This is a genomic window from Stutzerimonas sp. 21-1, from assembly GCF_056336065.1.
In genome coordinates this window covers 834,958-849,124 of the sequence record NZ_CM150500.1, presented here as the reverse complement: position 1 = coordinate 849,124, position 14,167 = coordinate 834,958, and the positions used below count along the sequence as shown (strand labels likewise).

The 14,167-nt window shown below is 64.1% G+C and carries 14 protein-coding genes; 2 read left to right on the top strand and 12 right to left on the bottom strand.

Annotation, left to right across the window (positions count from 1 at the left end):
• Positions 1-9: 9 nt before the first annotated feature.
• Complete coding sequence (locus AC0ZJQ_RS04080; protein WP_476477362.1) at positions 10-1,263, bottom strand: ATP-binding protein; 1,254 nt, start codon at positions 1,261-1,263, stop codon at positions 10-12.
• 154 nt (positions 1,264-1,417) lie between these two features.
• Here AC0ZJQ_RS04080 and AC0ZJQ_RS04075 point away from each other — a divergent pair, with 154 nt between their 5' ends.
• Both AC0ZJQ_RS04075 and AC0ZJQ_RS04070 read left to right on the top strand, forming a co-directional pair.
• Complete coding sequence (locus AC0ZJQ_RS04075; RefSeq protein ID WP_167136028.1) at positions 1,418-2,122, top strand: SIMPL domain-containing protein; 705 nt, start codon at positions 1,418-1,420, stop codon at positions 2,120-2,122.
• Between the two features lie 181 nt (positions 2,123-2,303).
• Positions 2,304-4,511 carry a TonB-dependent receptor domain-containing protein gene (locus tag AC0ZJQ_RS04070; RefSeq protein ID WP_167136026.1) on the top strand — a complete coding sequence of 736 codons (2,208 nt, stop codon included), beginning with the start codon at positions 2,304-2,306 and terminating at the stop codon, positions 4,509-4,511.
• A gap of 102 nt (positions 4,512-4,613) precedes the next feature.
• Here the strand turns inward: AC0ZJQ_RS04070 and AC0ZJQ_RS04065 are convergent, their stop codons facing one another.
• The 11 genes from AC0ZJQ_RS04065 to nirS all read right to left on the bottom strand — a co-directional run bounded on the left by AC0ZJQ_RS04065 (position 4,614) and on the right by nirS (position 14,158).
• Complete coding sequence (locus tag AC0ZJQ_RS04065) at positions 4,614-6,455, bottom strand: nitric oxide reductase activation protein NorD (protein ID WP_003287386.1); 1,842 nt, start codon at positions 6,453-6,455, stop codon at positions 4,614-4,616.
• Positions 6,456-6,538: 83 nt separating this feature from the next.
• Entirely contained in the window at positions 6,539-7,963 is a 1,425-nt protein-coding gene (locus AC0ZJQ_RS04060) for a cbb3-type cytochrome c oxidase subunit I (protein WP_008567341.1), read from the bottom strand.
• A gap of 44 nt (positions 7,964-8,007) precedes the next feature.
• Complete coding sequence (locus tag AC0ZJQ_RS04055; RefSeq protein WP_008567342.1) at positions 8,008-8,448, bottom strand: c-type cytochrome; 441 nt, start codon at positions 8,446-8,448, stop codon at positions 8,008-8,010.
• Positions 8,449-8,647: 199 nt separating this feature from the next.
• Complete coding sequence (ahbB, locus tag AC0ZJQ_RS04050; protein ID WP_036997450.1) at positions 8,648-9,154, bottom strand: siroheme decarboxylase subunit beta; 507 nt, start codon at positions 9,152-9,154, stop codon at positions 8,648-8,650.
• Positions 9,129-9,572 carry an Lrp/AsnC family transcriptional regulator gene (locus AC0ZJQ_RS04045; RefSeq protein ID WP_003287391.1) on the bottom strand — a complete coding sequence of 148 codons (444 nt, stop codon included), beginning with the start codon at positions 9,570-9,572 and terminating at the stop codon, positions 9,129-9,131. Before AC0ZJQ_RS04045 ends, ahbB (AC0ZJQ_RS04050) begins: the two co-directional genes overlap by 26 nt.
• Positions 9,565-10,080, bottom strand: a complete 516-nt coding sequence (gene ahbB, locus AC0ZJQ_RS04040) for a siroheme decarboxylase subunit beta (protein ID WP_003287392.1) — start codon at positions 10,078-10,080, stop codon at positions 9,565-9,567. The genes AC0ZJQ_RS04045 and ahbB (AC0ZJQ_RS04040) overlap by 8 nt, the downstream gene beginning before the upstream one ends.
• The gene (locus AC0ZJQ_RS04035; RefSeq protein ID WP_036997452.1) at positions 10,077-10,535 is read right to left on the bottom strand and encodes an Lrp/AsnC family transcriptional regulator; all 459 of its coding nucleotides are present in this window, start codon (positions 10,533-10,535) and stop codon (positions 10,077-10,079) included. The genes ahbB (AC0ZJQ_RS04040) and AC0ZJQ_RS04035 overlap by 4 nt, the downstream gene beginning before the upstream one ends.
• Before the next feature lie 2 nt (positions 10,536-10,537).
• Positions 10,538-11,716, bottom strand: coding sequence for a cytochrome D1 domain-containing protein (locus AC0ZJQ_RS04030; protein ID WP_003287394.1), 1,179 nt, complete (start codon positions 11,714-11,716; stop codon positions 10,538-10,540).
• Positions 11,713-12,054 (bottom strand): c-type cytochrome, encoded by a 342-nt coding sequence (locus AC0ZJQ_RS04025; protein WP_054093554.1) that lies wholly within the window; start codon positions 12,052-12,054, stop codon positions 11,713-11,715. Before AC0ZJQ_RS04025 ends, AC0ZJQ_RS04030 begins: the two co-directional genes overlap by 4 nt.
• A gap of 17 nt (positions 12,055-12,071) precedes the next feature.
• A complete protein-coding gene (locus AC0ZJQ_RS04020) occupies positions 12,072-12,386 on the bottom strand; it encodes a c-type cytochrome (RefSeq protein WP_003287397.1) in 315 nt (104 codons plus the stop codon).
• Between the two features lie 59 nt (positions 12,387-12,445).
• On the bottom strand, positions 12,446-14,158 hold the full coding sequence (gene nirS, locus AC0ZJQ_RS04015; protein ID WP_003287399.1) for a nitrite reductase: 1,713 nt from the start codon (positions 14,156-14,158) through the stop codon (positions 12,446-12,448).
• Positions 14,159-14,167 lie beyond the last annotated feature (9 nt).

Genomic DNA, 14,167 nt, shown 5'->3' with positions numbered 1-14,167 from the left:
ACGATCAGGTCAGGCGCGCACCGAACCATGCGGCAGGCGCAGTTCGGTAAGTGTGCCACCTTCTTCGTGATTGTAGAGCTTCACCGTTCCGCCGGCGCGCGTCACGCTAGCCTGGCTGAGGAACAGGCCGAGGCCGAAACCTTTGCCCTTGGTGGTGATGAAGGGGCGGCCGATCTGCTCTGCGATGGCCAGCGGAACCCCCGCGCCATGATCGCGGATGGTCAGTTTGATCCATTGCGCATCCCAGTCCAGGCGGATGTCCAGGTCCTCAGGACTGGCGTCGGTGGCATTGTTCAGCAGGTTGAGCAACGACTGGCTGAGGTCGGCCGGCGGCATCAGGCGCGGCGCGCTGCCACGGCCGACACACTGGAAGCGATAGGTCGCCTCCGGACGCATCAGATGCCAGCGCTGCAGCACCGCGTCGACCCATTCGCGCGCCGTCTGCTCGACGATCGCCTGACGCCGGTCGGCTTCGGCGGCGCGCACCAGCTGACGCAAACTCTCCTTGCACAGCTGCACCTGCGACTGCAGCAGGCTCAGATCCTCGTTCAACTGCGGCTCCTTGTACTCCTGGCGCAGCTCCTTGAGCAGCACGCTCATGGTCGCCAACGGCGTGCCAAGTTCATGAGCGGCGCCGGCGGCTTGGGTGGCGACGGCCAGCAGCTGCTGATCGCGCAGGCTTTCCTCGCGGCGTTGGGCCTGCAGTTGCGCCTGTCTGCGCAACTGCTCGCCCATGCGCGCAACGAAGAAGGTGATCAGCGCGGCAGCCAGCGCGAAGCTCAGCCACATGCCATAGACCAGCAGCGTCGCGCGTTCAACCGATGGCAGGGTGATCGGGTCGTACCACACCAGCATCAGCGTGTAACCCGCCAGCGCGAGCCCGGCCAGCACCAGGGTATACAGCCACGGCAGCGTCGCGGCCGCGATGGTCAGCGGTACCAGATAGTAGGAGACGAAGGGGTTGGTCGAGCCCCCCGAGTAATACAGCAGGGCGCTGTGGATCAGCAGATCGAAGCCGAGATGCACGGCATATTCCAGCTCGGTCACCGGCCAGGGGCCGCGCAGGCGCAGCGCCGCGCCAAGACACAGCAGGCCGGAGATCGCGAGCGTGATGCCCAGCGCTACCCAAGGCAGAGTCAACGCCTGGGTCGCGTAGGCGAGCCCCACCGCACCGGCCTGCGCAGCCAGCACGAGGACACGTATCAGAATCAGAAGCCGAAGGTTCTGACGGCTGGCCGAAAGCAGCTGAACGGATGCGTACATGGAGTCTCCAAAGATGCGCCGAGTATAACCAAGCCACCCGTCGGACAATCTCCATGCGGCAACGCGACGCAGAGATTCGCTGCACGGAACGTTGGTCACGGTTACAGTTTCCACTTGCCGTCGCGATCGCCGGCGTTCAAGCCCAGGAGCGTTCATGTACTACCCCATCTCTCGCACCACCGTTCTGTTGGCCGTTCTCGCCAGCTGCGCCAGCCTGCCGGCTGGCGCCACGGAACCACGCTACAACCAGGTCTCGCTGCGCGCCGAAGTCAGCAGCGAAGTGGCGCACGACCGCATGCACGTCACCCTCTACAGCGAAGCACAGCATGAGGATCCAGCCCAGCTTGCCGCGCAGACTACCCACTCGCTGAATCAGGCGCTGCGGCAGGCCCGCCAGGCCAAGGGCGTGATCGTCAGCCAGGGCAGCCGCAGCAGCTACCCGGTCTATGACGACAAGGGCCAGCGTATCGTCGGCTGGCGCGAGCGGGCCGAGCTACGACTGGAGAGCAGCGATTTCGCGGCGCTGTCGCAGCTGACCGGCGAGCTGATGAAGAGCCTGAAGATGGGCGACATGCGTTTCAGCGTGTCCGATCCGATCCGCAAGCAGAACGAGGATGCACTGCTCAAGGATGCCGTGGCGGCCTTTCGCGCCCGCGCAAAGCTGGCTACCGAAGCGCTGGGCGGCTCGGGCTATCGTCTGGTCAACCTGAACCTCGGCAGTGGCGGTGGTTACCAGCCGGAGATGCGCAGTGCGTCGATGAAGTTCAGCCGGGACGCCATGCCTACACCGGAGATCGAAGCCGGCACCCGTGAGATCAGCGTCACTGCCGACGGCACGATTGAGGTGCAGCTGCCCTGACGGCAGGTACCAGCGAACCATCGCAACAATTTCTTACAACGCTGCAAGCCCGCGTGTCACGCGGCTTGTAGCGTGCAAGAGCGTTTAAGAGAGCACTTCTCAGGCGCGAATGATGCAACATATCAACTGCGAGTAATTATCATGCGCCGCAAAATTGCACTGCGCATCGATAGGAGTTCGCATGTCCGTTCCCTTTGCCCGTACCGCCCTCGCCGCCGCCCTGCTCGGCAGCAGTCTTGGTGTCATGGCCCAGTCTTCTCCGGTCACGCTGGACAGCATGGTTGTCAGCGCCACCGGCTTCGAGCAGAAGATCACCGAGGCGCCAGCGAGCATCAGCGTGATCACTCGGGAAGAGCTGCAGGAAAAGCGCTTCAGCAGCATCGCCGAAGCACTGCAGGACGTCGAAGGCGTGGACGTGCATGGCAACACCGGCAAGACCGGCGGACTGAACATCAGTATCCGCGGCATGCCCAGCGAATACACACTGATCCTCATCGACGGCCGCCGCCAGAATGCTCCCGGCGACGTTGCGCCCAACGGCTTCGGTGAAACCTCCACCAGCTTCATGCCGCCGCCCTCGGCGATCGAGCGGATCGAGGTCATCCGCGGTCCGATGTCCACCCTCTACGGCTCCGATGCGCTCGGCGGGGTGGTCAACATCATCACCCGCAAGGTCGGCAAGGAATGGGCCTCTTCGGTTGGCGTCGAGCATACCGTGCAGGAGCACAGCGACTACGGCGATAGCTCGAAGATCAACTTCTACAGCAGCGGCCCGCTGATCGACGACAAGCTGGGCCTGGCGCTGCGCGGCAGTTTCTACGACCGCGATAGCGCCAGCCTGGAATTCTCCGATTCACACCTGCCACTGAGTACCCGTGGCCCGTCGCCGGTGGAAGCCGAGAACTGGAGCGCCGGTGGCCGGCTGGCCTTCACCCCCAACCAGGATCACGACATTTCCCTGGACCTGGATCGCTCGATCCAGACCTACGGCAACGACAACTGCCAGCTCGGCAGCCTGGACGGGCTCGATCAGGACGACTGCACCACGGCGTCCACCAGCGCCTGGGGCTACCGCGACGAACTGCGTTTCGAGCGCGAATCGGCGACGCTGACGCACACCGGGCGTTTCGCCTTCGGCACGCTGGATTCGAGCCTGATGCGCAACACCACCGAAACCATCGGCCGTACCAACCCCGGTACTCTCGGCAACCCCACCAATGCCGTACTGCCCGGGGTGATCGCCGGGTCTGATCGCGAACTGAAGGCCACCAACCTGGTGTTCGACAGCAAGCTGGTGATGCCTCTCGGCGAGGCCAACCTGCTGACGCTCGGCGGCCAGTGGTGGGAGGCCGAACTGGACGACGGCATCGCGTTGGACACCTTCGAGCAGACCACCTGGGCGCTGTTCGCCGAGAACGAGTGGCGCATCCGCGACGACCTCGCCCTCACCGTCGGCGCGCGCTACGACGACCACGAGGAGTTCGGCGGGCAGATCACTCCGCGCACCTATCTGGTGTGGAACACCAACGACAACTGGACCATGAAGGGCGGCGTGAGCAAGGGCTACCGCGCACCGGCGATCAACGACCTGCATGACGGCATCAACGGCGTGACACGCCAGGGCCGCACCCTGACCCTGGGCAACCCCGACCTTGACCCGGAGCAATCCACCAGCTACGAATTCGGCCTGTACTACGACAACCTCGCCGGCTTCAACGCCAACGGCACGCTGTTCTACACCGAGTTCAAGGACAAGATCATGTCCGGGCCGGACATCAACTGTGCCACCACGCCCGGTGCCGGCGGCTGCCAGTGGCTGGCCGGCACTGGCCAGAGCGTCTACAGCCAGCAGGTCAACGTCGGCGAGGCGAAGACCCAGGGCATCGAACTGGCGACCCGCATTCCGCTGGCCGACGCCTGGTGGATCAATGCCAACTACACCTACACCGAGAGCGAGCAGAAGAGTGGCGACAACAAAGGCCGGCCGCTGACCAACACGCCTGACCACATGCTCAACGCGCGTCTGAACTGGCAGGCCACCGACCGCCTGAAGACCTGGCTGGCGTACGAATACCGCAGCGAAACCCTGCGCTTCCTCGATGCCCGCTCGACGCTCAGCGGTGACGATGCGGCCGTCTACGATCAGGTCGGCAACGAACTGGGCGCGTACAGCCTGTTCCACCTCGGCGCCAGCTATCGCGCCAGCCAGAACCTGACCCTGCAGGCTGCCATCTACAACCTGCTCGACAAGGACTTCCTGCGCAGCGACGCCTACATCGGCAGCAACGGCCTGGACTACGTCAGCGAGTACAGCCACAGCACCCGCTCGACCTCCGGCTACATCCCCGAAGGGCGGCGGCTCTGGCTGTCTGCCAACCTGGCGTTCTGACGCCGACCACCGTAACGACAGAGCCGGGCTTTGCCCGGCTCTGTCGTTTTCCACATCGAACGAATCACGTGGCGCGGCCGCAACCGCCCGTTCCGCGTTGCGCTACGGCTGGGTCAGCTGCTTGTACAGCTGCGGCAGGCGGAACGGCAGCTGCTGCGGCTCCTTGATCAGCGTGTAGCCGTTGGCGCCGAACATGTAGGGCAGGTAGTCGCCGGCCTCGCGGTCGATGGTGATGCAGAACGGCAGCAGGCCCTGCTTGCGCGCTTCCATCACCGCCTGGCGGGTGTCCTCGACGCCATAGCGACCCTCATAGAGATCCAGATCGTTGGGCTTGCCGTCGGTCACCAGCAGCAACAGCTTGCGCCGCTGCTTGCAGTTGCCGAGCAGCTCGGTGGCCTGGCGAATCGCCGCGCCCATGCGGGTGTAGTAACCGGGCTTGAGCGCCTGGATGCGTCCGCGGGTCTCGTCGCCATAGGGCTGGCGGAAGCTCTTCAGCTCCTGCATGCGCACCTGCTGACGGCGCAGCGAGGAAAAACCGTAGAGCGCGAACTGGTCGCCGACCGCCGACAGCGCCTCGCCGAACAGCAGCAGGCTGTCGGTGATCACGTCGATCACCCGGTGCTCGTTGTCCAGGTGCGCATCGGTGGACATCGACAGGTCGGCCAGCAGCAGACAAGCCAGGTCGCGACGATTCTGCCGCTGCTCCATGAACAGCCCACGCTCGGCGCACTGGCCGTTCTGCCGCTCGACGTGGAAGTCCAGCCAGGCCTGCAGATCCAGCTCCGAGCCCTGCGGTTGCTGGCGCAGCCACTGACGATCATTGCGCAGGTGCTCGAACTGCCGGCGCAGACGGCGTGCCAGCGGCGCCAGATGCAGCGGCAGCGGTTTGGCCTCCGAGCCGCGCGGCAGCATCATCTGCAGGTTGACGAAGTCCTTCTGCAGGGTTTGCTTGCGGTAATCCCACTCGGGCAGCTTGATGCCCTCGCCCAGCGGCACGTCATCGAAATCGGCTGCCGGCAAGTCCAGATCGAGCTTGAGCCCGCCGCCCTGGCGCATGCGCTGGCGCGACAGCGCCAGCTCGTCGAGATCCTCGGCGACGCGCGCGGCATCCAGATCCTCGGTATCGTCGCCGCAGCGATCCAGTTCGACGTGTTCGGACCAGCTGAACAGGTTTTCCAGGCGGAACAGCAGCAGCCCGCCCTTGCTGGTGCTTTCCTCGACGCGCTTGGCGCGCTTGCGCTGGCGCGATTCGCCACCCGGCGGGGTTTCCAGATTGCCCTCACCGTCTTCACCACGGTCGGCAGCCTGCGGCTCGCCGAGATTTTCCGCCGGGTACAGCCACAGCGGGAGCGGCCAGGGCGCGCGCTCGCTGCGCGGGAACTGGCTGACGCTGCCGGGCTCGCGCAGCGCCTGGCACAACGCCCGTTCCAGCGCGGCCTCGCCCTTGGGCAGCTGGTCAGGATCGGGACGCAGTGCCAGATGGGCCTCGACCAGTCGCTGATAGCGTGGGCGCATGGCGGGAAATTGTTCCAGCAGCTGCTGCGTCCAGCGCTGGTTGTCACGCGCCCAGTGGCGCATCTCACCGGCCTGCGCTGCGAGCAGCGCCAGCCAGCGGTAGAGATCCTGGTTCAGCGCGGCCTCGGGGTACACCGAGAGGCTTTGCGGAAGCCGAAGGTTGTTGCGATCGCACCAGGCCACCGGCAATTGTTTGCAGGTGCCGGCGACCTGTTGCAGCAGGTTGCGCCGCAGCAGCATATCCCGCGCGGCGGCGGCTTCGACACCGACACCGCTGGCCCCGCCCATCGCGCGAAACAGCAGGGCCAACGAGCGCTGCATGCTTTCCAGCTCGACGCACGCCTCGGGGAAATCCGGGCTGGCGCGGCGGGTGATGAAGCGGTGCCAGACGCTGCCGACCCACTCTTCCACTTCGATGGTAAAGGCCATGGCGGGTTACTCCGTACAAGCATTTGAAAAGCGAAACGGCCCGCTAGTACCAGCCGGGCCGTCGGTCATCGCTACGCTTCGTCTCAGGCCGCGGTGGCGGCTGTCGAGGCGACCGTTACCCGGCCACGCTGCTTGAAGCTGTACAGGTAGCAGATCAGGCCGATCAAGAAGAACACACCAGCCACCAGGCGCAGCCAGAAGAAGATGGCCAGCTGGTCAGTAGTGTTCATGAACGACATGGCGGCGCCATCTGCCGGGATGCGTTGCAGCCAGACCTGTACCACGCCTGCAGCGGTGAGGAACAGGGTGATCAGCACCATCGAGATGGTCATCAGCCAGAAGCCCCAGATCTCCACGGTCTGCGCACGAGCATCCGGCGCTTCACCGAGGCCACGCAGACGCGGCATGGCGTAGCTGATCATGGTCATGATGATCATCGCGTAGGCACCGTAGAACGCCAGGTGACCGTGAGCGGCAGTGAGCTGCGAACCGTGGGTGTAGTAGTTCACCGGAGCCAGGGTGTGCAGGAAGCCCCACACGCCGGCACCGAGGAACGCAGTCACGGTAGTGCCCATTGCCCAGATCGCGGCAGCGCGGTTCGGGTGCTCGCGGCGGCGACGGTTCACCATGTTGAAGGCGAACAGCACCATGGCGAAGAACGGCAGCGGTTCCAGAGCGGAGAAGATCGAACCCAGCCACAGCCACACGGTCGGCGCACCGATCCAGAAGAAGTGGTGACCAGTACCGATGATGCCGGTGATCAGAGCCATGGCGATGATCACGTACAGCCACTTCTCGATCACTTCACGGTCAACGCCGGTGATCTTGATCAGGACGAAGGCCAGCATCGAACCCATGATCAGTTCCCACACGCCCTCCACCCACAGGTGCACCACGAACCACCAGTAGTACTTGTCGCGCGCCAGGTTTTCCGGGTTGTAGAAGGAGAACAGGAAGAACACCGCCAGGCCGACCAGACCGGTCATCATGACCGTGCTGACCACGGTCTTGCGACCTTTGAGCATGGTCATACCGATGTTGTAGAGGAAGCCCAGGGCCACCACTACGATACCGATCTTGGTGATCGTCGGTTGCTCGAGGAACTCGCGTCCCATCGTCGGCAGCAGTTCGTTGTGAGTCAGCTCTGCCAGACCGGCGTAGGGCACGAACAGGTAGCCGAGAATCGTCAGCACGCCCGCGGCGGCAAACACCCAGAACAGGATGATGGCCAGTTTGGGGCTATGCAGTTCGCGATCCGCTTCCTCGGGAATGAGGTAGTAGGCCGCGCCCATGAAGCCGAACAGCAGCCAGACGATCAGCAGGTTGGTGTGGACCATACGGGCCACGTTGAATGGCAGCAGCGGGAACAGGAAGTCACCCACCACGTACTGCAGACCCATGATCAGACCGAACAGAATCTGGCCGACGAACAGCATCAGCGCAAACACGAAGTAAGGTTTGGCAACAGCCTGCGATTGGAATTTGAGATGCGGATTAATGATGCCCATCTCGTAGCCCTCCTAAGGATTCGGAAACAAAGACGTTCATCAACTCAACCTTCCTTGTTTGGCGGCCAGTTGTTGGTGTCGATTTTCGAAGTCCACTTGAGGAACTCCGCCATATCGTCTACTTGCTGTTCGGTCAGGTTGAACTGCGGCATGGCGCGACGACCCGGTGCCCCAAGGGGCTGAGCCTTCATCCAGGCGTGCAGGAAAGGCTTGAAGGCCTCTTCGCCACCGCGACGGACGAACACGTTGCCCAGCTCCGGCGCGAAGTAGGCGCCCTCACCAAGCAGGCTGTGACAGCCGATGCAGTTGTTGTTTTCCCAGACCGCCTTGCCGCGCACCACCGCCTCGGTGATTTCCGACTCGTTGGATCGCTCGGGAAAGGTCTGTTCTGTGTGATAGGTCAGGCCTAGGAATACCAGGAAGAAGAACACGCTTCCCCCGAAGTAAATATTCCTGGCCATCCCCTTGGTGAAGGTCTCGGACATGGTCGCCTCCTCATGGCTTGGCGTGGCCAGTTTAAGAAGGCGCCTATCGAAACGTGCTTGATGGCAATCAAGAAAAACCTGAACACAACAGTCGGGCATTACACGAAGGGAAAATCAGCCGGCGCCTGCGCAAAAATGCGCCAGCTCCGATGCCAGAGCAGCCGGCAGTGGGTGCGCCGGCCTGGCTTAAGCCCGACGCTCAGGCGCCGCGCTGGGCGGCCACGCGCAGGCCGGTCTTCTTCAGGATGCGGCTGGACACCAGCATCTCGTCCGCTCGGCAGGCTTCGCCGAGCAGCGCACGGATCTGGTTGCGATAGGCGTCGATGTCCCGCGCGTCGCGCCCATGCACCATCGCGAAGAGGTTGTAGCGCCAACCGTCGCGGCGTGGCCGCCGGTAGCAGTGACTGACGAATGCCTGGGCGCCGATCAGCGGGCCGAGGCGGGCCATCTCGGCATCGTCGACATCCCAGACGGTCATGCCGTTGTGCCGGTAACCCAGCCGGTAGTGGTTGGGTACGGCGGCGATGCGACGGATCGCTCCTGCCGCCTGCAGGCGCTGCAGCAAGGCGAGCGTCGCATCCACCTCCAGCCCCAGCTCGTCGGCCAGCCAGGCCCAGGGATCGTCGACCAGCGGCAACCCGGCCTCGGTGAGTTCGACCAGACGTCGCTGCAATTGGGCGTCAGACGGGGAAGTGCAATCCGACATGATAGGTCTCCTCCTTCGGCAGGTTGAGCACCGGCAAGCCGGTCTGCGCCTCGATCCGCGCGATGGTTTCGGCGATCCCCTCAGGGGTCGCGCAGCCGAGCACGAACCACATGTTCCAGGCGTGCTCGCGCCGGTAGTTGTGCGCAACCTCCGGCATGGCGTCGAGGATTGCCGCCACCTCGTCGAAGCGCTCCTCAGGGACGGACAAAGCCGCCAGGGTGAAGGCGCCGCCCAGGCGCTCGATATCGAACATCGGACCGAAGCGGGTCAGCGTGCCGTCGTCGAGCAGCGCCTGCACGCGTGCGCGCAGCGCCTCGGAACTGCTGCCAAGCTCCTCGGCCAGCGCTTGCCACGGCTGCCGTACCAGTGGCAGACCATGCTGCAGGCGGTTGATCAGCTGGCGGTCGAAATCATCCATGCGCAGCCTCTCTGACCAGCGGCGGGGCGTAACGGCCGCCGCACTGTTTATAGGCGCGGGTGCTGAACAGCAACTGGTGCGGCACCTCGCTGAGGCCATGCTCGGCGAGCAGCGTCTCGATCAGCTGGCAGACCTGCTCGCGCTCCCGTCCGTGAACCATGCAGAACAGGTTGTACGGCCACTGCGGCAGCCGCCGCGGGCGCTGGTAGCAAAGATTGACGCCGGCAGCCAGGCCGAGCCGGCGACCGATCTCATCGACTTCGGCATCGGGGATATCCAGCACCAGCATGGCGTTAGCCCGAAAACCCAGCGCGCGATGCTTGAGCACCAGCCCGACACGGCGGAACAAGCCGTCCTCCTGCCAGCGCCGGACCTGGTCAAGCACCTGCTCCTCGCTGCTGCCGATCTGCTCGGCGAGCTGTCGATAGGGCCGTGCCGCCAGCGGCAGGCCGGCCTCCAGCAGGCGGCGCAGGTGCATCGCCTGCAGATCGTTCAGCGCAATGCTCATGACGGTTCTCCCAACGGGAAGCCGAGATCGATGCGGTAGGCATGCAGCATCGGCAGGTCAAGCGGCACCAGGCCGGTATCGGCCTCAATCTCGGCCAGCAGGCGATCGAGATGCGGGCGGTCCGGGCCGGTCAGCACGAACCACAGGTTGTAGTGATGCTCGCGCAGATAGTTGTGGTTGACCTCGGGAAAGGCGCTGATGCGCGCAGCAACCTGTTCCAGCCGTGCTTGCGGCACGGCCAGCGCGACCAGGGTGCTGGCGCCGGCACGGCTGTGCTCGAACACCGGACCGATCCGCGACAGGCCGCCGAACTCCTGCAGCTGTTCCAGGCGCGCCAGCACCTCGCTCTCGTCGCAGCCTAGCTCGTCGGCCATGGCGCGATAGGGTTCGGCGCACAGGGGCATGCCGTGCTGATAGCGGTCGATCAGGCGGCGGCTGAGATCGTCGATCATCATGGTCACAGCCCCGTCTCGTGTGCGCGACTGCTGAAGAAGATGCCGCTCGGGCTTTCGGCCGGCAGGCGCTTGAGCAATTGCAGGCGGTACGGGTCCCACACCTGGACTTCATTGCCGTCGCGCACCGACAGCCAGAGCTGGTCGCCGCGTGCGGTGAATTCCATGTGCAGCACCGCGGGTCCCGGCTCGAGGTCGGCGATGATCTTGTGCGTTTCGCTGTCGATGACCTGAATCCGGTGGTTGTCCGGGTGGGCGAAGTTGACCCAGATCTGCCGCGCATCGGGCCGTGCCATAACGAACACCGGCTGACCGGCGACATCGATGGCGTCGGTCTGCTTCCAGTTCTGCGAATCCATCACCAGCACGCGGTGCTGGCCGATGGCCGGGACGAAGGTCTGGTTACCGGCGACGGTCCAGCCTTCCAGATGCGGCATCTTGTAGACCGGCAGTTTTTCCTGCCCGCGACCGTAGCCATCGAGAATGCGCTCGACGCCCTTCTCCGGGTGCCACAGATCGATCTTGCCCATGCCGTCTTCGCCGAACAGGCCGGCGATGTAATAGCGGCCTTCGGGCGTCAGCAAAGCGTCGTAGGGTTGTTTGCCGATGTTGTCGAAACGCGTGATCTTCGGGGTGTTGCCCTGACTGAAATCCAGCAGCCAGGTTTCGTTGGTATCGAACAGGCTGTAGATGAAACGCTTGCCGGGCACGTCGGTGACGCCGACTACCCGCGAATTGCGGCTGCCATCGGCCAGCGGCGTGGCCGGAACGTCGGCAACCAGCTCGAGCGTCTGGGCGTCGAATACCTTGACGCCACCCGGCTCGTAGTTGCCGACGGCGATCAGCGCGCCGTCCTGGCTGATCGCACCGCCGATGCTGTTGCCAGCCTGCACCACGCGCTTGTCGATGCGCTGTTCGAGCAGATCGACCTTGGTCAGCCCGCCGTCGCGGCCGAACACATAGGCGAAGCGCTGATCGCGGGAAAACACCACCGAGGCGTGGGACAGATCGCCCAAGCCCTCGACCCGTGCCAAGCGGGTCTGACCGCTGCTCTCGATGATTTGCAGGCTGCCGGTGGCGCGCTCGACGATCACGCCGAGATCGCCGCTGCCACGCAGCGGTTGTTGCGCACAGGCGCCAAGCAACAGGCAGGCCGCGGCCAGCAGCAAAGACGGACGGTTCATGGCTTTGGATATCCTTGCAGAAGCAGATCGACCAGCCAGGCGATGTCCTGCTCGTCGAGCAGGGCCTTCCAGCCGGGCATGGCGGTACCGGGACGACCGTGGGTGACGGTGGCGATCAGGCTGTCGCGGGGTTTGCCGGCAAGCGCGTCGCGGGTCAGCGCCGGGCCGAGGCCGCCGGTCATGCGCAGGCCGTGGCAGGAGCCACAGTCCTGCAGGAGCAGATGCTCGAGTTGCGCCTGGCGTTCGGCGGCGGGCGCCGCGGCCAGGGCCGCAGGAATCAGGAGGAGGGACGCCAGGGTCAGCCCCAAACGTGATACTGCGTGTCGGGAGCGGGTCATGGCGTCCTCCAGGGGTGTTACTTGAGACTCAGGACCCAGGTAGCCAGGGCCTTGGCTTCTTCTTCGGTCACGGCATTTGGCGGCATCGGGATCGGGCCCCACTTGCCTTGGCTGCCGTTCTTGATGCTGGCGGCCAGCGTATCGACGGCGCCATCAACGCCGGCATTCTTCGCTGCCACTTCCTTCAGAGCCGGGCCGACCAGTTTGGCGTCGACGCTGTGGCAGGCCGCGCAGGGCTTGCTCTTGAACAGCGCTTCGCCGTCCTGGGCCAGCGCTGGCTGCAGGGCCAGAGCGCCGCCAAGGGCGAGCAGCGGGAGCAGAACTTTCTTCATGAGTACTTCCTCAAGGCTAAAGAAGGGGCGGATCTTGAGGCCCGCCCCCGGGGCTAAACTCAGTAAACGTCGTACTGAGTGTTGTGGACGTTAAATTTACCGGTTGGGGTAATCAACCTTTTGTCCTTGATCACTGTTTTGAGTTTCAGGGTCTTGTCGTCAACCACCACGATGGCCGACTCCTCTTCCTGACCACTCCACACCGAGAACCACACCTCGTCGCCGGCCTCGTTGTACTCAGGCTGCACGACGCGCTTGGCACCGTCCTTCAGACCGGCCCACTCGCCGATCGGCAGAACCTTGAAGCCCGCTTCCAGGTTGCTGATGTCGAACACCGCGGCCGACTGGCTGACCTTGGCATCCGGGTGGAAGGTGGTATCCAGGTACAGGTGCTTGGACTTCGGATGGGTCTTGATGAACAGCGAACCACCGCCCTGGCCCTTCAGGGTGTCGACGTGCTTCCACGCGTACTGCGGGTGGTTCTTCGGATCGGTACCGATCAACGAGATGCTCTCGTCGCCCAAGTGGCTGGTGGCCCAGACCGGACCGTATTTCGGGTGGTTGAAGTTGGCGCCACGACCCGGGTGCGGGATCTTGCCGACTTCGACCAGCGCGCTCAGCTTGCGCTCCTTGGAGTCGACCACCGCAACCTTGTTGGAGTTGTTGGCGGCCGTCATGAAGTAGCGGTGCGTGCTGTCCCAGCCACCGTCATGCAGGAACGGCGCGGCGTTGATGCTGGTGGTGGTGAGGTTGTCGATGTCCTTGTAGTTGACCAGCAGAATCTTGCCGGTTTCCTTGACGTTGACGATGAACTCGGGATGCTCGTGCGAGGCGATGATCGCCGCGACGCGCGGTTCCGGGTGGTATTCCTGCTTGTCCACAGTCATGCCACGGGTGGAGACGATCTGCAGCGGCTGCAGGGTCTCGCCGTCCATGATGGTGAACTGCGGCGGCCAGTAGTCGCCGGCGATGACGTACTTGTCCTCGTAGCCCTTGTACTTGGAAGTCTCGACCGAACGAGCCTCGATACCTACCTTGATCTCGGCGACCTTGGTCGGCTCCTTGGCCCACAGGTCGATCATGTCGATCTTGGCGTCACGACCGATTACCAGCAGGTAGCGGCCGGAGGCCGACATGCGCGAAATGTGCACGGCGTAGCCGGTGTCGATGGTCTTGACGATCTTCTTGGTTTCGCCGTCGATCAGCGCGATCTTGCCGTCGTCACGCAGGGTGACGGAGAACAGGTTCGGCAGGTCGAGATCGTTCATCTGCTTCTTCGGACGATCTTCCGGCTTGACCAGGACCTTCCAGGAATTCTTCATCTCGGCCATGCCCCACTCCGGCGGAGTCGGCGGGGTGTGCTGGATGTACTTGGCCATCAAGGTGATCTGGTCCTTGGTCAGCGCGTTCGAGGTGCCCCAGTTGGGCATACCCGCCGGCGAACCGTAGGTGATCAGCGCTTCCAGATAGGCCTGGCCGCGCTCCTGGGTGATGTCCGGGGTCAGCGGCTTGCCGGTGGCGCCTTTACGCAGCACGCCGTGGCAGCCGGCGCAGCGCTGGAAGTAGATTTCCTTGGCCTGCTCGAACTCACCGGCGCTCAGATCCGGCGCGCCCGGAGAACGCACGACCTGCGCACTGGCTGGGTCGACGGTCGATGCTTGGCCCTTATAAGCGGCCTGGGCTTTGTCTTCTGCTGTGTCCTGCGCCTGGGCCACGCCCAGAGCAAGCAGCGAAAAGCCGGCGACAAGTCCGGCCAGTAGTGGTTTGCGCATACGTTTTCT